Annotated in this window: 22 protein-coding genes; 10 read left to right on the top strand and 12 right to left on the bottom strand. The window is 62.5% G+C overall.

The window, feature by feature from the left end:
* Positions 1-1414: MobA/MobL family protein (locus tag M3P88_RS15500; RefSeq protein ID WP_249616898.1), on the bottom strand; the 1414-nt coding region annotated here is incomplete at its 3' end.
* A gap of 531 nt (positions 1415-1945) precedes the next feature.
* Between M3P88_RS15500 and M3P88_RS15505 the strand changes: the two genes are divergently transcribed.
* The 7 genes from M3P88_RS15505 to M3P88_RS15535 all read left to right on the top strand — a co-directional run bounded on the left by M3P88_RS15505 (position 1946) and on the right by M3P88_RS15535 (position 6994).
* Positions 1946-2293 (top strand): conjugal transfer protein TraD, encoded by a 348-nt coding sequence (locus tag M3P88_RS15505; RefSeq protein WP_249616899.1) that lies wholly within the window; start codon positions 1946-1948, stop codon positions 2291-2293.
* Between the two features lie 10 nt (positions 2294-2303).
* Entirely contained in the window at positions 2304-4139 is a 1836-nt protein-coding gene (locus M3P88_RS15510) for a type IV secretory system conjugative DNA transfer family protein (protein ID WP_249616900.1), read from the top strand.
* 11 nt (positions 4140-4150) lie between these two features.
* The gene (locus M3P88_RS15515) at positions 4151-4906 is read left to right on the top strand and encodes a hypothetical protein (protein WP_249616901.1); all 756 of its coding nucleotides are present in this window, start codon (positions 4151-4153) and stop codon (positions 4904-4906) included.
* A gap of 62 nt (positions 4907-4968) precedes the next feature.
* Entirely contained in the window at positions 4969-5634 is a 666-nt protein-coding gene (locus M3P88_RS15520) for a hypothetical protein (protein WP_249616902.1), read from the top strand.
* Positions 5635-5643: 9 nt separating this feature from the next.
* Positions 5644-6408, top strand: a complete 765-nt coding sequence (locus M3P88_RS15525; protein ID WP_249616903.1) for a hypothetical protein — start codon at positions 5644-5646, stop codon at positions 6406-6408.
* 54 nt (positions 6409-6462) lie between these two features.
* Complete coding sequence (locus M3P88_RS15530) at positions 6463-6639, top strand: hypothetical protein (RefSeq protein WP_249616904.1); 177 nt, start codon at positions 6463-6465, stop codon at positions 6637-6639.
* A 16-nt stretch (positions 6640-6655) separates the two neighbouring features.
* Positions 6656-6994, top strand: a complete 339-nt coding sequence (locus tag M3P88_RS15535; RefSeq protein WP_249616905.1) for a hypothetical protein — start codon at positions 6656-6658, stop codon at positions 6992-6994.
* A gap of 42 nt (positions 6995-7036) precedes the next feature.
* Here M3P88_RS15535 and M3P88_RS15540 read toward each other — a convergent pair whose 3' ends face one another.
* The 5 genes from M3P88_RS15540 to parA all read right to left on the bottom strand — a co-directional run bounded on the left by M3P88_RS15540 (position 7037) and on the right by parA (position 11499).
* Complete coding sequence (locus M3P88_RS15540; RefSeq protein ID WP_249616906.1) at positions 7037-7249, bottom strand: hypothetical protein; 213 nt, start codon at positions 7247-7249, stop codon at positions 7037-7039.
* The gene (locus M3P88_RS15545; RefSeq protein ID WP_249616907.1) at positions 7249-7875 is read right to left on the bottom strand and encodes a DNA-binding protein; all 627 of its coding nucleotides are present in this window, start codon (positions 7873-7875) and stop codon (positions 7249-7251) included. The genes M3P88_RS15540 and M3P88_RS15545 overlap by 1 nt, the downstream gene beginning before the upstream one ends.
* A gap of 1388 nt (positions 7876-9263) precedes the next feature.
* Positions 9264-10616: a replication initiator protein A gene (locus M3P88_RS15550; RefSeq protein WP_249616908.1), complete on the bottom strand. Its 1353-nt coding sequence runs from the start codon at positions 10614-10616 to the stop codon at positions 9264-9266.
* Positions 10617-10636: 20 nt separating this feature from the next.
* Positions 10637-10873, bottom strand: coding sequence for a hypothetical protein (locus M3P88_RS15555; protein ID WP_249616909.1), 237 nt, complete (start codon positions 10871-10873; stop codon positions 10637-10639).
* Positions 10870-11499 carry a ParA family partition ATPase gene (gene parA, locus M3P88_RS15560; protein WP_249616910.1) on the bottom strand — a complete coding sequence of 210 codons (630 nt, stop codon included), beginning with the start codon at positions 11497-11499 and terminating at the stop codon, positions 10870-10872. Before parA ends, M3P88_RS15555 begins: the two co-directional genes overlap by 4 nt.
* 149 nt (positions 11500-11648) lie before the next feature.
* Here parA and M3P88_RS15565 point away from each other — a divergent pair, with 149 nt between their 5' ends.
* The 3 genes from M3P88_RS15565 to M3P88_RS15575 all read left to right on the top strand — a co-directional run bounded on the left by M3P88_RS15565 (position 11649) and on the right by M3P88_RS15575 (position 14521).
* Positions 11649-12311 (top strand): hypothetical protein, encoded by a 663-nt coding sequence (locus M3P88_RS15565; protein ID WP_249616911.1) that lies wholly within the window; start codon positions 11649-11651, stop codon positions 12309-12311.
* Positions 12312-12373: 62 nt separating this feature from the next.
* The gene (locus M3P88_RS15570) at positions 12374-13393 is read left to right on the top strand and encodes a NotI family restriction endonuclease (protein WP_249616912.1); all 1020 of its coding nucleotides are present in this window, start codon (positions 12374-12376) and stop codon (positions 13391-13393) included.
* A 99-nt stretch (positions 13394-13492) separates the two neighbouring features.
* On the top strand, positions 13493-14521 hold the full coding sequence (locus M3P88_RS15575) for a DNA adenine methylase (RefSeq protein ID WP_249616913.1): 1029 nt from the start codon (positions 13493-13495) through the stop codon (positions 14519-14521).
* A gap of 13 nt (positions 14522-14534) precedes the next feature.
* Here M3P88_RS15575 and M3P88_RS15580 read toward each other — a convergent pair whose 3' ends face one another.
* From M3P88_RS15580 to M3P88_RS15605, 6 genes are all read right to left on the bottom strand, one after another.
* Positions 14535-15083 (bottom strand): tyrosine-type recombinase/integrase, encoded by a 549-nt coding sequence (locus M3P88_RS15580; protein ID WP_249616914.1) that lies wholly within the window; start codon positions 15081-15083, stop codon positions 14535-14537.
* Positions 15084-15226: 143 nt separating this feature from the next.
* Entirely contained in the window at positions 15227-15772 is a 546-nt protein-coding gene (locus M3P88_RS15585) for a 3'-5' exonuclease (protein ID WP_249616915.1), read from the bottom strand.
* Positions 15769-16077, bottom strand: a complete 309-nt coding sequence (locus M3P88_RS15590; protein WP_249616916.1) for a hypothetical protein — start codon at positions 16075-16077, stop codon at positions 15769-15771. The genes M3P88_RS15585 and M3P88_RS15590 overlap by 4 nt, the downstream gene beginning before the upstream one ends.
* Entirely contained in the window at positions 16074-16274 is a 201-nt protein-coding gene (locus M3P88_RS15595) for a hypothetical protein (RefSeq protein ID WP_249616917.1), read from the bottom strand. Before M3P88_RS15595 ends, M3P88_RS15590 begins: the two co-directional genes overlap by 4 nt.
* Before the next feature lie 11 nt (positions 16275-16285).
* Positions 16286-16708 (bottom strand): hypothetical protein, encoded by a 423-nt coding sequence (locus M3P88_RS15600; protein ID WP_249616918.1) that lies wholly within the window; start codon positions 16706-16708, stop codon positions 16286-16288.
* A gap of 73 nt (positions 16709-16781) precedes the next feature.
* Positions 16782-17017 (bottom strand): hypothetical protein (locus M3P88_RS15605; protein ID WP_249616919.1); only part of this gene is annotated, 236 nt, incomplete at its 5' end.

Genomic DNA, 17017 nt, shown 5'->3' on the forward strand with positions numbered 1-17017 from the left:
CCATCGTTTTCTCCTTCGGTGGGGTGGTTGATCCGCCCATGCGCTCCGGCAAGATGAGGCGGGTTTCCGCTTCGCGCTTCGGCTGCTCTTTGACCAAGTGGCCGAAGCGATCTGCAAGGGATGGGCGCGGCGCAAGTGCCGCGCTCGGGTCAGTGATGATCTGGGGGGCCTCGCGCTCACGCTGCGGGCCTTCAAGCCGCTTTTCCGGCTCGGTCTGGGCCTGCCCCTTGGTCAAGTGGCCGAAGCGCTCTTGCAGGCTGTTTCGTGGTGCCTGCTGGCCCGTCTGGGCCGCATAGCCACGGATAGCCGCGTCGATGCTTTCCGGGGTGGCCTCACGCTCGTTTTTGCGATCCGTGCCACGCGCTCCGGCAAGCTCGCGCATGTGCGACCAGTCGTGCCGCTCCGGTGCCTTCTGAGTGCCGCGTGAACCTGCGTTGTCGCGCTGATCCTTGAGGAAGTCGCGGAACTGGCTGTTGCGCTCTTTGATGGCGTCGGCAATGCTCGATTCGGTGTCGATGATCGAACGGCCCACGCTGGCCTTTTCGCGCTGAATCTTGCCCAGCTCGGCGGCAAACTCGATGCGCCGGTTCGCATCCCCGATTTCGGTTTTTTGTGGGGCCTTGAACCACTCGCCTTCAACCTCTTTGCCATTGCGATAAAGCGGCTTGCCACGCTCCATCGAAGTGACCGCAGGCCCCATGTGCTTGGTCGGCTCACGTTTGAATTTCTCGGCGGCCTCGTAGTCGCCGCGCTCCATCGCTTCGGTGTACCGAGACTTGAGGCTGCGATGGTCGATGCGCTCTTCGTGTCCGGCTCGCTCCAATGAGCGGTTTGCCATGTCCGCCCATTCCTTGCGAATGTCCTTGAGCTGCTGCCGCCCGGAGGGCAATCCCTCCTTCTTCAAGTCGCGGTCGGCCCGCTCCATCGCGGCCTTCCTGCCGAAGCCTTCCGGCCCAAGTTCATGGGTCGGCACCATGATGTGGATGTGCCAGTTCCGGTTATCGCCTTCCTTGCCCGGCGCGTGGAAGTCAATCTGCACAGGCACCTTGTAGCGGTCGCACAGTTCGCGGGCCAGCTCGTAGCCCAGTTCTTTCCGCTGCTCCCGGTTCAGCTCATGGGGTAGTGACACCTCCCACTCGCGGGCATACCGGGCGTTCTTCCGCATGGTGCCGTCTTTGTTTCTCGAAGCGTCCTGCGCTCGGTTCCAAAGCTCCTGACTGTCACGCGCCCATTCGGGGGAACCTTCGGGCAAAACGATGCCGCCATCTTCACGAAGGATGCCCGTGCGTCGGCTGTATTCGTGCACCTCGCCAGTGTTGCGATCAACCATATCGACGCCAGAGCGATAGGCCGCAGCAGCAACAGCGCTGCGGGCTACGCCGATTGGCTTCGTCGATAGGTGATAGATCGCCACTGACAGACCCCCATTGAGAACAAACACCCCGGCAGAGAACACCGGGAACCAGATGCAGCCAGCGCCGCGCCGCTGGGGTTGGGGGTGCAGGGGGAGGGCGAAGCCCTGCCCCTTGCCGCACAGACATTTGCGAAGCAAATGTCGTAAGTGCGCCCTTCGCTCTCGCTTGGGATACCTCCGCGCCTCCACCGTCTCAGCGCTCCGCATTCCGAAATGGTACCAAAACCGGCATTTATTGAAAACACAAACCGCTAATTACTGGCACCACACGACCCGCTCAAGCTGTCGGCACCATCCCCACAAGATGACGGCAAAGCACCCCGCCAGAAGTCACCAATCCAGCACAGGCCACACCTAGCGCCACCTCTGGAAGCCTCACGCCGCAAACCGCCCACAGCATCCGCCCCGCTGTCGCCTTTCCCATTGCCGCCACGCTCCGGTCAACCGCTCACATTGTCATTGCGTTTTTGTCGTGAGTAGCGTTAAGATATTGACGTGATAAACAGCAACCCACGAAAGGAGCAAAACGGCATGGCAAGGAAACCAATCGACGAACAAATCCGCGAACAGGAGGAACGGCTAAAGCAGCTCAAAGCGAAAGCCTCCCAACTGCAAGCGCGAGAACGAGCAGCACTCAAGGCCAAGCAACGACAGGAGGACACGCATCGAAAGATTCAGCACGGCGGCCTCGTTGTCCTCGCGGGCCTCGCTGAACTCGACAAGGGCGTGCTTCTCGGTGCGCTGCTGGATGTGGCTGAAAAGCTCAACAGCGACCAGCGGGAAGCCTTCATGTCTCGGGCCAAGGCTCGGGGCGATCACCTGTTAGCCACGCAAGCCCGGACGAACGACAAGTCAGCGGCTGCGCAGGCTCAAGACTGAGGGGGCTGCAATGGCTTGGTATGACTTGAAAGACAAGGCCGCAGATTCGGCCAGCGGGTCAGTGGCCTTTGGTGGCCTTCTGGCTAAGTTGATCGGGGCGTTTTGGCTGGGTGCCTTCATCGGCGTTTACCTCGGCGTGTCGCCCTTCTGGGAACCGACTCCGGGGGCCTACTTCGGGCGGTTCTGGTTCGCCTTCTGGTGCGCCGCTCCGCTGGGCATCTTTGGCGGCTGGGTGTACCTGCATTGGCGCGTTCGACATGACCGTGTGAAGCGCGACAAGCACGAAGCGGCAATCGCCGCTGCTGTGGCTGCTGCGACTCCCCAGCCCGTGGCCGAAGTGACCCCAGAGGAACCGCAGGAAAAGACCTTCAAGGGCTTGTACTTCGGCACCTCAACCGGCGTGCTGCTGTCGCGCTCTCATGTGGCCGGATTGCCGCAGGGTGAAGCGCTCTATGCAGCCAAGGAGGATGCCTGCAAGAACACGATCATCTTCGGCGGCATCGGCTCAGGTAAGACCACGCGGGCAATCAATCCGCTGCTCAAGCAGGTTTTCGAGCAACAGGCCGGGGCGCTGATCCTCGACATCAAGGCCGATTTCAGCCGGGAAGTGGACTACATCGCCCAACTGACCGGACGCTCTTACGTGACGGTCGGGCACGGTGGCCTCACGCTGAATCTGATTCGCGGCACCTCGCCGGAATTGGCCGCAAGCTACTTGAAGTCCTGCTTCATCGCGTCGGGTTCGGCGGGTGGCTCTGGTGCATTCTTCGTGGATCAGGCCGTGGAGCTTTGCCGCAATGCGCTGACCCTGCTCCTGCTCACCGATGGCGACTACTCGCTGGCCGGTGTCTATGACTTGGTGTTCTCCGCTCCGAAGCGTGAAGCCGCCATCGCTGAAATGCTCACGCGGGGCGAACAGTTCGACAAGCGCCAGTTCCGCCTCGCTGAGTCGGTCGGCAACTACTTTGCGAACGTGCATGGCACCTTCGACGACAAGATGCTTTCCAACGTCAATGCGACGGTGGCGCAGGTCTTGTCGCCGTTCTCGCACCCTGACCTGATCGACGCTTTCAGCGGTGGCGAGTCCGAAGGCGAAGCCGATTTGACGGCCCTGCTCGATGGCGCAATCTACTTCGTCAGCCTGCCGATGACGCTGTTCGGCAAGGAAGGGGCGCGGTATGCCTACATGCTCATCAAGCTGCGCTTCATGTCCTTGATGCGTGAGCGCCGCACCCGCACCGAGTGGAACCAAGAAACGCCCGTTGCGTTCGTCTGCGACGAGTACCAAGCGGTGATTGACTCGATCACGGATACCGACTTCTGGGACAAGAGCCGGTCGTCTGGGTGCTTCGGCATCGTGTCGATGCAGGGCGTGGCCTCGCTCTATCAAGCGGTGGGCAGCAAGCAGGCCGCCGACGCGATCTTGCAGAACTTCCGGCAGCGGTTGGTGTTCCGCACGGAGGACGACTCGACCATGAGCATGGTGCAGCGCCTGCTCGGCCAAGTGGATGCCTACATCACGTCCACCAGTGAAGGCTCGTCGCACAGCGTCAGCACAAGCCCGGATCAGAAGCCCACCGAATTCGGCGCGGCCTTCGGGCATGTGATGACCGCTGGCGTCTACGCACCAAAGGGGAATGTCTCCACGTCCGATGGGCAGAGCTACAGCGAGTCCACCTCGGTGCAGCGTCAGCAGCTCTACGACTCGAACGACTTCCGCAGCCTCAACACGGATTACGCGCTGTTCCTCGGAAATATTGGGGACAGGGCTGTGGATGAGGTCATTCAGATGCAGCCGCTGTACGTCAAAGCACAGCCCGCCGCACAACAAACCGCCATCGCTTAAAGGAGGTCGTCATGGCATGGATCAAAAGCGCGTCACGCCCACGCGAAACCGAATGGGTGTACGCCGACGATTCGCTCACGGGCGCTATGGGTCGGTCGTTGTTGGTGTTCGTCCGGGATGGGGCCATCGCTGGCTTGCTGCTCGGTGTGTTGATTGGCTTGCTCCTCGACAAGCCCGAAGCCAATTGGCAAGCGAAGCGCTCCGGCTGGTCGCAGCGTCAGCAGGAAGTGTCGGATCAGATCGGCACGGCCCCCGTGCCACGTCTCCCGGTGCTTCCGGTGCCGTCAGCACAACCGGCCAAGCCTGCCACCGTCGCCCCGGCCACTGCGCCACAAGCGCAGACCCGCACCGATGGCACCGACATGGAATCGGGCAATGAGCACATGCCGAAATGGGATGTGGGCTTCGGTGCATCGACGCACACCCTGAGCTTCCGGCTTGCGTGCATGCCAGCCCGCACGCCCTGCGCAGACACGCCCGAGGAACCGGCCTATGTGGTCTTTGAAGGCCCCGCCTCGGCCCGCCTGACGGCCACGGTGCCCATGAAGCCCACGGCTGACTCCACCAGCTACTCCGCTTCGCTGTTCGTGGTCGGCCCTGACCAGTTCGCAGCGCCGAACCGGGTTGTCCTGCCGGTCGGCCAGTGGCGCATGACCGTGAGCTTCCCGAAGTTCAGCAAGCAATCGGAAAAGAAGTTCTGGGTGTCCTGCCCCCGTGGCGAAGCCTGCTCGGCGGTGGACTACCCGATTCCCCTCATCGAACGCTAATGCGCTTTACATCAATTGAGTAAAGCCGCTTTTCTGCAATTCAACATTTAAGGATTAACACCATGAAAAAAGCTCTCATCGCCGCCGTAGCCGTAGCCCTGACCACTTCCGCATGCGCTCAAATGCCGCTGCCTCTGGCTGACCAGTCGGCCCCCGCTCCGGCACAAGTGCCCCAGCTCCCGGCCACGGTCGAGCGCCTGACCCTGATCCCGTTCTTGGGTGACTTGATCGGCGTCCTGCCCCGCAAGGCTGGCGACAACTGCCCGGCCACGGCCCGATTCCGCCTGACCACGGTGGACTCGGGGGTGCAGCAAAGCAGCATCGTTGCCGATACGAAGTGGGAGCAAGACCGCCTCGGCGCTGGGCAAGCGATCTGCAAGGCCACGATCCGGGCTGACCAGTTCGCGGGCCTGCCGCGCCCCGGCCTCAAGGTCTTTGCGTCCGTGCAAGTGGGCAACGACAACAACCGCAGCTCGCAAGCGCTGGAAGTCCGCACCGTCTGCTCTGGTAGCGCGTGCCAGGTCGTGCCCGCCACCCAAGCCAAACCCAGCACCGGCATGGACAAGGTGAACGCGCAAGCCGCCGCCCTGCAATCGCAGCTCGGCAAGCTGTGGAACGCCACCGGGGGCAAGCTGATGCAACAGCAACAGGCCAGCGAGTGCGACCCGTCCGTGCAAACGTGCAGCCAGAACCCCGGCACCGTTGGCGAAACCATCCGCTCGAAGTGAGGCCACATCATGGACATGCTGACCACTACTGCCCGACAGCTCCTGCTGTTCGCCCACACGCTGGCTTTCGCCTTTGCCATCGTGGCCGTGCTGCGTGAGGACGTAGCCCTGCTGCGTGCCCGGCGCGTCGATGCTGACAAGCTGGAAGCCACCGGGCGCACCATTACCCGGCTGCTGGGCCTGCTCTGGCTGACCGGCGCGGCGCTGATCCTGCTCGATATTGGGCTGGATTGGTCGGCGCTGGCCCACAAGCCGAAGCTGGCCGCAAAGCTCACTGTGGTGTCGCTGCTGACGGCAAACGGCCTGCTCTTGCATTGGGTCGTGTTCCCGATGCTGACCAAGCCCCAGCGCTCGCCGGGCTTCGCCTCGGCGGTCTGCGCTGTGGTGGGTGCGGTCAGTTCGGTGACATGGCTGTTTGCCTCGTTTGTCGGCGTGGCCCGCCTGATCGCCCCGGCGATGACCTACGGCGGGTTCTTGGGCCTCTATGGCCTGAGCTTGGCCGCTGGGCTGATCGTGTCGCTGGCCTTCGTCCGTCCGCACATCGAGCGCTTGATGCTGCCCCGGCCTGCACCGGAAGAAGAGGTCGAGGACGCCTTGCTGTCCACCTTCGGGCCTGCAACCTCGTTGCTGCTCGATGAGGGCATCCGCAAGGCCCATGCGGGCCAGCCTGCTGCATACGCCGAAGCGTTGGCCGCTCGCGTCCCTGCAGGCATGGACGATGCGCGGGCGTTGTTTCTGCGTCGTGTGGCTCCCGTGGTAGAAAGCCGCTTTTGATGCTTTGCGCTTTACATCATCGGCGCATTTACTCAAATACAGAAAGGATGAACCATGCCAACCATCAATGACACATGGATGCACTACCTCGCAGCGGTCGCCGTCTATGGCGTGCCGGTTGGGTTCAGTGCCGGTGTCATTGGTGGGCTGGCCTACGGCGTCGGCTCTGACATTGCCGGGGGGCTTCGCGCCCTCCGCTCCTTCTCTCTGCGGCAATACTGGCCGCTCTGACATTCTCGAAACCGCTATGCAGTTCTCAACGGACGAACGACACGCCCAAACGCTCGCCATGCTGGCCGAGGTCAGGGACTACATCGCCAGTTGGCCGTCGCACCCGATGAACCGGGACATGCTGGCCCGCATCGACTCGCACATTGACGATCCCGTCCATCAGCTTGTCTTGAAGTCGGATGTGGAGCGAACCGGCGCGAGCTTCACGCCGGGCGGCCTGTGCCTGATCCGGGCAAGCCTCAAGGGCCACACCGTGAACGTGAGCATCCCGGCAAAGCCCAAGTGCGCCGATGACACGGCAATCATCAAGGCGCTGCACCACGGCATCAGCCTTGAACTCAAGCCCAAAGCCTGAGCGCAATTCATCAATACATCATTTGATGTTTTACTGAAAACATCAATGCAGGCGTGAGCCTTCCGCCTGAGCGGGCATTTCTGCCCGCCACACCTCCAGCTCCAACGCCTCCACGTCTGCCCTGATCGCCTTTGCCATCTGGGCCAGCACGCAAGCCTCCCCCTCCCCCACCTGACCCTCTCGGGCCAAGTAGTCCAGCGTCTCCGCTGTCTGGCGCAAGTCGGCCAGCTTGGCGGCTGCATGCGCGGGGATCATCACTTCTTGGCCTGCGGCTTGATCGCGTCCATCAGCTCGCGCACTTGAGCGCGTAGCGCCTCGCCTTCACCGGCCAGCCGTCCAGCTTCCACGGCCTTGTCGGTCGCGTCCTTGCGCGATGCGTCCAGCTCGGCGCGAAGGTCGGCAAGTGACTTTTCCAGCTCGGCCACCCTGCGGGCCTGCGTCTGCGCCTCGGCCAGTGCCAGCTCAACCTCGCGCAGCTTGGCCGCTTGCTGGTCGATGGTCGCGGCCTGCGCCGCCTCCACACCTTCCAGCCGGGCGATTTCGTTTGTGGCTTCGGCCAGCTCGACGCGCACGGCAGCGACTGCGGCTTGTGCCTCGTCCTTGGCTTGCTGGGCTTCGGCCTGTGCCTCACGCGAGGCCAGCGCCCACACGATCCGGGCGAACTCTTGTCCCTTGGCCTGCACCTCTGCCGGTGTCTCTGGTGCCGCTGTGGCGGCTTCCGCCCGCTGCTGCTTCCACACGTCCAAAAACTTCTTGACCGTGCTGTAAGAGCCGCCGCCAATGCGGGCTTGGACGGCAACGATTGAAGGCTCTGCGCCTTCGACAATCAGCGCCTCGGCGGCGTCGGTGACTGCTTGCTGGGTGACGATCTGACGGGCCATGCTTCACTCCTTCACTGTAATTGCATTACTGTAATTATCGTAATTACAGTAATGAAAGTCAAGGGGAAAGTCTGGTCGGTGGGTGAAATGACGTGCCGTTTTCGGGTTCTATCCCCCCCCTGCCGCTCGGTGGGTGAAACACCGTGTCGGTGTGGTCGGTGCCAGCTTTTGGCAAGCTGCTTTCAGCCAGGTCAAAACCCGGCGCTCGCCGCTGGGCAGCACCGGGGGATGCTTTACGGCCTCCGGCCTACATCCCCCGGCGCAGCCGGGAGCGTGGGCCACTCCTGCCGCATCAAGGGTGCGCCCCAGCAGGCCCGAGTCCTCGCTGCGCTGCGGGCCGCGCCAGCCTGCCGGGGCCGCTTCGCGCCCTTGACCCGTCATCCGTTCGCGGGTTCTGTCCCCCCTTTTTTTCGGGTTCTATCCCCCCTCCGGGGGCCTCGGCTGGCTCGGTCGATAATTGCGTTCGGCCATACCTCCCTTGGCCCCCTGCTTCACCTCCCTGAGCGGGGCATCGCACGCGATGTTTAGCGGCCCCTGCGTGGGGCCGCCTTTCTTTGCTCGTGGTGGGTGATAAACCGTGTCGACCCCTTCCGACCTGCAACGATCCGGCAAGCCTCAGAAACGCCCGTAGAGGCGTTTTCAAGACCCTGCAGACCCTTCGGGGTGTCCTAGCCTCAGAAAACGCGCTGTAGGCCCGTTATGGCCGTTTGGTTGCGGCTGTTTGAGTGGAAAGGGTGTCAAGGGCTGCACCGGAAGCCGCATGCGGAGCGCAGGGCGAAGCCCGAGCACCGAACGGGTGAGGATGCAGGCGAAGCGAACCCTTGATTCCCTTGGAACGACCCCACGCTCCCGTCATGGGTGTAGGGGGTTTCAAGGCCGTAGGCCGTCCCCCTGCACCCTTGACGACAGAGGGCGACTCGCTCCCCTCGCAGGGCGAGGGGCGGGGGGGAGTGGGTGGGGGCCGTTATCTGCCCCCTTTGGGGGCCTCGATTTGTCTTTTGGCTGTTCAGCGCTCAGGCGGTCGAGTTGTCACGGTCTGGGGGATGCCGGGCGGGAGCGCGAAGCGCGGGCGGAGGGCCGAAGGCCCGGAGGAGCCGGCGGGGGGCTTGCCCCCCAAGAGGCGGCGGCGGTTTGAGCCGCGTCGCGTTAAAGAATTTATAAAGTTAAGAAATGCGCGCGCGCGTTAAGCCCTGTGGAAAACGCTGGGAAGCCTTGCCACAAGCGGCTTCCGGCGAGCGGGGTGTCAGCGATATAACGAGCCTGCCGTCAGCGATATAACGAGTCTATCCACAGGAAAGCGTCAGCGATATAACGAATCAATCCACAGATTCCGGGTGGCCGTCAGCGATCTAACGACCCCTCGGCGCTAGCGTCAGCGATCTAACGACTCACCGCCCATTTGACAACGGACTCTTGCCTGAGTTGATGGCCGCCAAGAGCTTCTTCGGGTCCTTGACGTAGAAGATCACCTGATCGGTGTCCTTGCTGTAGACCATCCGGTACTCCGGCAGCGTGTCGGCGTCGGCAATGTCTTGGATCTGATTCCGAAAGGCTCGGATGTGGCTTTGCGCTCCGCACTTCTCGCGCAGCAGCTCAAGCCCGATTTTCCAGCTCGACTGTGACCCGCAGTGCTTCCGGGCCAGCTCGTACAAGCGCCGCTCAAGCGGCTTTCTCAGCCGGAAATAGTCGGGGTGCAGCGTCAGGACTTCGTGCGCCTGAATCGCGTTGAACAGCCACTTGCTCATCACAATCTCGACCGCGATCATCCGTTCATCGTTGGGCGAGCGCTCGACGATCGTCCAACTGTCGATGATCCCGAAGGCTTCCTTCACCCGCTTCTCGCCCGTGCGGATCGTGGTCTTGATCGTGGTGCCCTTGAGGCGGTCTAGGGCTGTTTCGAGCCGCTTGTACTCCACGCCACCTGTCGGCTTGTTGGTGGCCACGAGGTAGTTGTGCACCGTGAAGCGCACCGCACGGTTCTGTGCGTCTGGCCGCTCCCGGTTCAAGGCTTCGGTCATCTGCGACGTGATGAAGATAAGCACGTCCTTGTCGTGCATGGTCGCCCGGCCGTACAAGGCCGATGGCGACACTTCCACGTTCTTTGATCCGTCCTTGCTCGCCCACCGCCAGATTGAAAAATCCTTCTGGGTCATGAGGGAGTAGATCGGGGCTTCCATCGTGGCCGCGTCATCCTTGAGCGAGTAGCCAAAAATGTCCGCGACAAAGAAGTCTCGGTTGGTGTACCTGGCTGGCAGGAGCTTTGGCCGTTCGCGCTCTTGCTTGTCGGCCTTGGCGGCCTCGTCCTTCTCTTTGTCCAGCTCGGCCAAGAAGTCCAGCTCGGGCTGGATGTTCGGCACCGGGTTGTGGTTCGGTGTCCGTGCCTTGCTCCGTAGCCGAAGGCTCTCAATCTTTGCTTGAACCTTGCTCAGTTCGCCTTGTGGCTTGCCAAGTTGGTCAATCGTGGTGCTCTCGATCACCTCGCTTGCAGGCGCGATAGTGACCTCTAGGGCTGCGTCTCTGGCGGCAACGATTTCTTGCCGACGCCGGGCAATGGGGGCTGCTCGGTCGGTGATTTCGTTGATTCGGCGCTCAAGCTCTGGGCTTGGCGTCTGCTCGTTCATCGTCCGAAAGCGCTCCGCTGTCCGCTCTAGCGCGGCCAGTTGCTCTTCGATTTCCAGAAGCTCCAAGGCATAGGCAACTTCCACCGCTGAAACCGGCTTTTGTTTTTCGTCAGCACTCATGCCTCATCCCTCCCGCGCTCTTACTGCTGGGCGTAGTGGGCTTCAAGCAGCACGCGGATTTCCTCGGCCATCTTGGTGCCACGGCCAGCGCAGGAAACCTTGATGGCGCGGTGCAGGCTCTCGGGAATGTCCAGCGTCAGGCGCTTGGTCGGCTCGTCGGTGCCCTCTTCGCGGTTCTTGACCCATTCCTCGGCGGTAGCCGTGGCGGCGGGCTTGTTGCTGGGCTTGGTGCCAAAGGCGACTTTTTTCCCGGTCATTTCAGGTACTCCACCAGTTCAGCGAGGACGGCTTGCATTTCTTCTGCGGCGCTGCCCTCTGGGTCAATTTCATAGACGGCTTGGCCTCGGGCTGCTGCCTCTGCGAACACCACGCGCTGCGTGACTGAGGCATTGAGCACATGCACCGGGTAGGACGACAGCGCTTCGCGCACGTCGCGGCCAATCGCCGTATTTGCGATTTTGCGGTTTACCACAAAGCAGCTTTTCAGGCTTTCTTTATAGACGCGGGCCTCGTCAATGAGCTTGACGACTTCATCAGCGGCCCACACGTCATAGGGCGACGGCTGGACGGGGATCAGCACCACGTCAGAAGCCATGATCGCGGAGCGTGCAAGGTCGGTGACTCGCGGCGGGCCGTCGATGATGATGTGGTCATAGCCCTTGCCGATGGTGCCGATTTCCTTGTGGACGGTGGCACGGGGCAGGCCGACAACTGAAAACAGCGGCTCACCCTCACGGGCTGCGGCCCAGTCCAACGCGCTGCCCTGCGGGTCAGCGTCGATCAGCAGCACGCGCTCGCCATTGCGGGCCAGCGCAGCCGCCAGATTGACGGACAACGTGGTTTTGCCCACGCCGCCCTTCTGGTTCAAAACTCCGACGATCATGTTTTACCCCTTTGCGGTTAGTCGCTTTTGCGATGTTACAGGAATCAAGTTTTCTGTATTTGCTGAAATGATAAAGGGCCTTCCGCACATTGTCAAGCCCGTTTTGTCGTGATAGTATGGAACCTAGTCCACACTGAGAAGAAAAACACATGCAAGTCGCCGTCCGACTGCGCCAAAGCGAGAAGCTCGGGCGCGTCACCGTCCCCCCTACCGTCGCGCTGCTCCGGTACGCCTACGACGCCGAAGCGAAGCGGGCACGGCAAGAGCGCGTCGGCACTGTCCCGTTCTGGACGGATGAGCTTCCCGACGATCTGAAAGCCCAACTGACCCCGGAAGAGCGGGCCGACTGGCAAACCTTCGTCAACGACCGCAACCACCAGCAGGAGAGGGCGCTGTGGCGCTTCTGCCTGAACAACTCTGTGCGGATGCTGGCCTACGCCAGCAAGGCGCTACAGGCCGGGGAAAAGCCCGCCTCGCCCACGCTGGCCCGCAAGGCTGTAAAGCTCTTCACGCAGTCGATGGACGATGCCGGGTTCGGTGAAGGCAAGGCCGGGCCGGGCCGTCCTCGCAAGGATGCGGAAATGGACGCCGACTATCTGCTGCTGCGCACGCCGGAAGAGTTCGAGCAATGGGAGCGCCTGAAAGACGATGGCGAGATAAAAGACCTGCCGAACTTCATCCCGCCCGAAGCCCAGAAGCCCGAGGCACCGAAGAAGAAGGGCTTCCCCGAGTACCCCGAGGGCGACTTGATCGCCCGTGCCCTTCGCCTCGCCTTTGTCGGCGGGGAAGGGGAGGGCGACGACTCGGCCTGATCTGGCCTATTTTTTGCCTTACCCCTCGGCCGCAACTGTCCAATGTGTTACGTTGTGGGGTTATGGCAAAAAAACCAAAAGACATAACGCCACGATTCGGGATCGGGGAGTGGTTCGGCTTCAATCTGACGCAGCTTTCCGGGGAGGAACGCCGCCAGCTTGCCGCCGAAGTCCTCAAGCCGAAGAAAGAGCGAACCCCACAACCCTGCCCCTTTCAGGCGCGCAAGACAGGCGCTGTCTGCTCCAAGGATGGCGGGGTGTGTTCGCTCCGGCTCTACTCCTACGACACACACCCAGACAACGGCCGGGCGGTCGGTGTCCCTGTTGAGGGCAAGCAAGGCGACCTTCGCGCCACCTGCCCCTATCGCTTCCACGATGAACTCGACGTATTCAAGTGGGTAGGCGAAACCATCCTTGGCGACCCTGACCCGCTGCTGGTCGGTGAAGTCGGCTTCCTCGAAGCCGGGGCATCGACCGACAGCGAAGGCGGCGATGACGTGGGCCGAATCGACATGGTTCTGGTCAGCTCCAAGACGCCCAAGGAAGCCCCGATGAATTGGGCTGCCCTTGAGATTCAGGCCGTCTATTTCAGCGGCAACGCCATGAAAGGCGAGTTTGAAGCCTTCAACGATGACGCCGTGGATTGGGTCATCTTCCCGGCCGGTCGCCGTCGCCCCGACTACCGCAGCAGCGGCCCCAAGCGCTTGATGCCGCAGCTTCAAATCAAAGTCCCGACGCTGCGCCGCTGGGGCAAGAAGATGGCCGTGGTCGTTGATCGCGCCTTCTTCGATTCCATCGGTGAGATGGACAACGTGGCCGACATATCCAATGCTGACATTGCATGGTTCATCGTCCGCTTTGAAGAGGTCGAAGGCCAGAAGCGCACGCGCATCGTGCGGGATGAAGTCCGCTACACCACGCTTGAGCGCTCGGTGGAAGGGCTGACGGGTGGCAAGCCGGTTCCTCTGCCGGTGTTTGAGACTCGCATCACTGACAAGATCGTTCACCCGGCGCCCATCACTGAGCCGGTCGAGGACGGTCTGCCGCTAGAGAACGGCAACGGCTCCGACGCCGCAAACTGACCACAAGTTGCTTGTTTGACAAGGCCGTGAACATTCACGGGCCTTGACGCGCCTATACGTCCTTGTTACGCTCCGTGAATGTTCACGGAGAAAATAACAATGACAACCGACGCCACCGCACTACAACGGCAGAACCGCCGCATCGAGCGCCTGAAAGAGCAAGGCGTCACCCGCGCCACGGTACTGGTTCACAGCGAATGCAAACCGGCCCTTGAAGGGCTGCGGCATCACTTCGTTGACCCCGACAAAGCGCAAGCGCTGGCCTCACTGGTCGAACAACTCCACGACAAGAAAGCCCCGACGAACGTTGCTCAGGTTCGCCAGCTCAGTCCGTTCCGCTATCCGGGCGGCAAGACGTGGCTTGTGCCAGAGGTGCGCAAGTGGCTGACGGCATCCAAGATCACGCCCTCGGTGTTTGTGGAACCCTTCGCGGGTGGAGCAATGGCGGGCCTGTCGGCCGCCGCTGAGGGCTTGGCCGAACACGTCTTTCTGGGCGAACTGGACGACGATGTGGCCGCTGTCTGGCAAACCATCTTCCACGGCAAGCCCGCTGACGTGAAGTGGCTTTGCAAGCAGATCATCGACTTCGATGTGAACCTTGAGAACGTCCGGGCGATCCTCGACGGCAACCCCAAGAGCAGTCGCGGCCGAGCCTTCCGAACCATCGTCAAGAACCGGATGCAGCGCGGCGGCATCATGGCCGCAGGCGCTGGCCTCGTTAAGACTGGAGAGGCCGGGCGCGGCCTCAATTCCCGCTGGTATCCCGAAACGCTGGCCCGTCGCATCGAAGCCTTGCAGGCCATGCGCGATCGGATCACCTTCGAGCAGGCGGACGCCTTCGAGGTGGTGCAGCGCTACGCCGATGATGCCAATGCGTTCTTCTTCGTTGATCCGCCGTACACCGCAGGCGGCAAGAAGGCCGGGGCACGGCTCTACACCCACAACGAAATTGACCATGAAGGGCTGTTCGCGCTCATGGCCTCGGTGCGTGGCTCAGTGATGCTGACCTATGACGACGCGCCAGAAGTGCGCTCGATGGCAGAGCGTCACGGCTTCCGCATTGAGCCGGTGCCGATGAAGAACACCCACCATGAGGTCATCCGCGAGCTGTTGATCTTGAAGCCCTGAAAGGCCGTGGCCGTCAGCGCCACAGCTTTTCAAACCGGGCCGGATTGGTCGCGGTGTACTGCACCGTGTGCTGGATGTTCCGGTGCCCCAAGTAGTCCTGAATCAGCCGCGTGTCGGCCCCTTGGTTCGCCAGCTCGTAGCCGCAAGCGTGGCGCAGCATGTGCGGGTGCGCATCCAAAGGCAAAGCGGCTTTCTCGCCATAGCCCTTGATCGCGTGCCAAGCCGTGCGCCGGTTCAGGGGCGTTCGCCGCTCCGACACGAAGAAGGCATCACAAGTCGGGTTCATCTTCTGGCGGGCCACCAGCCAAGCCTTGATCGCTCGCAGCTCGTCAGCGCGTAGCGGGTGGGTGGTCGATAGCCCCTTCTTGAGCCGGGCAACGTGCAGCACTCGGCTTTCCACGTCCACCTGTGACAAGCGCATGGCGCAGGCTTCCGACACGCGCAGGCCGTGCCGGAACATCAGCAGCAGCAAGGCCCGGTCGCGGGCCTCGTTCCGGCTGTTCTTGGTGGCGGCAATCAGGCGCTCGACTTCGATCTGTGTCAGGTGTTTGCGCTCGTTCATCATTTTGTCCAATGTTCAGGCCCGGCAATGGGCCGCAAAGCCCCGTGAATCCGTGGTCTGCTTTCCGCATATTGGACAAAAGGATTCATTTTGTCCAATGGTGCGGGCGCTGAAACGCTCACAAGCGTTCTGCCAGTACGCTTTCAGCCCAAGGCCCACGGCAGCATCCGGGCGATGTTCCGGGCGTCCGAGAGGGCGCGGTGGTGCTCGCCTTCCAGCTCAAGGCCGACGATCTGCAAGGCCGTGGCCATGCCTACCTGCTTGATCTTCCGGCGCTTGGCGAAGGCCGCTTTGAGGTTCTGGTGGGGAAGCCCTGCCAGTGGGTCAGCGAGGCCATGCCGGGCCGTTTCTCGCTCGATCTGGCGTGCGTCGTACTTGCCCCAGCTCCCCCAGCTCCCCCAGCTCCCCCAGCATTGCCCGGCGTGCAGGCGGGCGAACTCCGCCAACTCGGCGGCCACAGCGGGCCAGCTCGGCGCGGTGTCGATGCTGGCCTGCTCGATGTGGGTCAAGCCCATGCAAAAGGGCGTGAGGGTCGGGCGCTCGGTCGGCCTGACGAAGCGTTGCAAGGTGGCGATGACTTCACCGGCAGACGTGGCCCAGACTGCCCCCAGCTCGATCACCTCCATCTGCTCGGGCGTGATGCTCCCATCGTCCGCACAGGTGGCTTCAAGGTCGATGACCAGAATCACGCCACGTCCTCGATGTAGGCCCGGCACTCTTCGATCAACCCGGCCAGCTCTGCGGCATCCGGTCGGGCTTCCAAAATGGCTTTGACCTGGCTGATTTGGGCCGCGCTGGGGATCAGCTCTGACGGGCTTTCGTGGAGCCAGTCCATCAGGATCGGGCGCAGGGTTTCCGGGGCCATAGAGGCGACTTCGCCACGGGTCGGGACGTACATCCCAGCCCGCACCGTGCGGGCGCTCCCGTGGCTGTTCTGGGCCGCTGCAAAGGCACTTGCAGGTAAGCCGAAGCGGTCTTGATCGTCGTTCGTCATTCGTAGTTCTCCCGGTCGAATTGAACACCGGCCACGGTCAGCGGTTCACCGCTGGGCCAGTGCCGGGCCTTGCCCTCGATCTGCACGCGCACGTCGCCGTCGTTCACGATCACGGGCACGTCAGCCTCAAGGGCGGTTTGTCGGTCGCACTGCTCGAAGGTGCAGGCGTCCACGTTGAACTTCCAGAATCGGGCCATGTGCGCCTCCCTCACTCAGAAAGCAGGGTGACGCCTGCGGCCTCGGTGACGGTTTCCCGAACCTCCGGCGAGTGCAGGAAAAGGGCCGCGCCGTTGTCCAGCTCAAGCCGCAGCATGTCGGTTCCGTTTGCGTCGAACTCGGCCCGCACTGCCCGGCCAATCGACCGCAACACGGCCCGGCTCACTTCGCCGGAAAAGCTGGCCGTGATGGCTGGGCCTGCTGGCGTGCCCTCGGGGGGCACGTAGAGCATTTCCAGCCGCGACACGGGCCACAGGTCAGGGATCAGCACCGGCACGCGGGCGGCGGTGATGATGGCTTCGCCAGTGGCGAGCGTGTCAGCGCAGGCGCTGGCCGATACCGGCTCGCCGGTTCGCTCCGCGATCCACGCCGCCACGGCTGCGCCGAAGGCTTGGAAGTTGGTTTTGTTGTCCATTGGAATCATCCTTTCAAAAGTGGCCGACAAGGCATCAACGGTTGCCGACACCTTGCCGTCCATTGGTGCCACGTCACAGGCTCAAGTCCGGGCCGCTGCGCTCGCGCTCCTGCTGCTTCTGGCGCTCCCGCTCCATGCGCTGCTGCTCCATCTGGGCGGCGATCTGTTGGAGGCGGTTCTGCTGCTCCTGCTGCTGGGATTCGCGGGGCTGCTCCTGCTCCTGCTTGGGCGCTTGTTGCTGCTGCTGATCCATGCGGCGCAGGGCTGCGCCTTCGTCCCGGTTGGCCTGCTGGCCGCTTGCTTCTCGTT

The sequence above is a fragment of the Craterilacuibacter sp. RT1T genome, from assembly GCF_023502145.1.
Classification (GTDB): domain Bacteria; phylum Pseudomonadota; class Gammaproteobacteria; order Burkholderiales; family Chromobacteriaceae; genus Craterilacuibacter.

Coding starts and splice junctions, on each gene's coding strand:
- M3P88_RS15505 (WP_249616899.1), top strand. CDS start 1,946: ATGGCAAGGAAACCAATCGACGAACAAATCCGCGAACAGGAGGAACGG.
- M3P88_RS15510 (WP_249616900.1), top strand. CDS start 2,304: ATGGCTTGGTATGACTTGAAAGACAAGGCCGCAGATTCGGCCAGCGGG.
- M3P88_RS15515 (WP_249616901.1), top strand. CDS start 4,151: ATGGCATGGATCAAAAGCGCGTCACGCCCACGCGAAACCGAATGGGTG.
- M3P88_RS15520 (WP_249616902.1), top strand. CDS start 4,969: ATGAAAAAAGCTCTCATCGCCGCCGTAGCCGTAGCCCTGACCACTTCC.
- M3P88_RS15525 (WP_249616903.1), top strand. CDS start 5,644: ATGGACATGCTGACCACTACTGCCCGACAGCTCCTGCTGTTCGCCCAC.
- M3P88_RS15530 (WP_249616904.1), top strand. CDS start 6,463: ATGCCAACCATCAATGACACATGGATGCACTACCTCGCAGCGGTCGCC.
- M3P88_RS15535 (WP_249616905.1), top strand. CDS start 6,656: ATGCAGTTCTCAACGGACGAACGACACGCCCAAACGCTCGCCATGCTG.
- M3P88_RS15540 (WP_249616906.1), bottom strand. CDS start 7,249: ATGATCCCCGCGCATGCAGCCGCCAAGCTGGCCGACTTGCGCCAGACA.
- M3P88_RS15545 (WP_249616907.1), bottom strand. CDS start 7,875: ATGGCCCGTCAGATCGTCACCCAGCAAGCAGTCACCGACGCCGCCGAG.
- M3P88_RS15550 (WP_249616908.1), bottom strand. CDS start 10,616: ATGAGTGCTGACGAAAAACAAAAGCCGGTTTCAGCGGTGGAAGTTGCC.
- M3P88_RS15555 (WP_249616909.1), bottom strand. CDS start 10,873: ATGACCGGGAAAAAAGTCGCCTTTGGCACCAAGCCCAGCAACAAGCCC.
- parA (WP_249616910.1), bottom strand. CDS start 11,499: ATGATCGTCGGAGTTTTGAACCAGAAGGGCGGCGTGGGCAAAACCACG.
- M3P88_RS15565 (WP_249616911.1), top strand. CDS start 11,649: ATGCAAGTCGCCGTCCGACTGCGCCAAAGCGAGAAGCTCGGGCGCGTC.
- M3P88_RS15570 (WP_249616912.1), top strand. CDS start 12,374: ATGGCAAAAAAACCAAAAGACATAACGCCACGATTCGGGATCGGGGAG.
- M3P88_RS15575 (WP_249616913.1), top strand. CDS start 13,493: ATGACAACCGACGCCACCGCACTACAACGGCAGAACCGCCGCATCGAG.
- M3P88_RS15580 (WP_249616914.1), bottom strand. CDS start 15,083: ATGAACGAGCGCAAACACCTGACACAGATCGAAGTCGAGCGCCTGATT.
- M3P88_RS15590 (WP_249616916.1), bottom strand. CDS start 16,077: ATGACGAACGACGATCAAGACCGCTTCGGCTTACCTGCAAGTGCCTTT.
- M3P88_RS15595 (WP_249616917.1), bottom strand. CDS start 16,274: ATGGCCCGATTCTGGAAGTTCAACGTGGACGCCTGCACCTTCGAGCAG.
- M3P88_RS15600 (WP_249616918.1), bottom strand. CDS start 16,708: ATGGACAACAAAACCAACTTCCAAGCCTTCGGCGCAGCCGTGGCGGCG.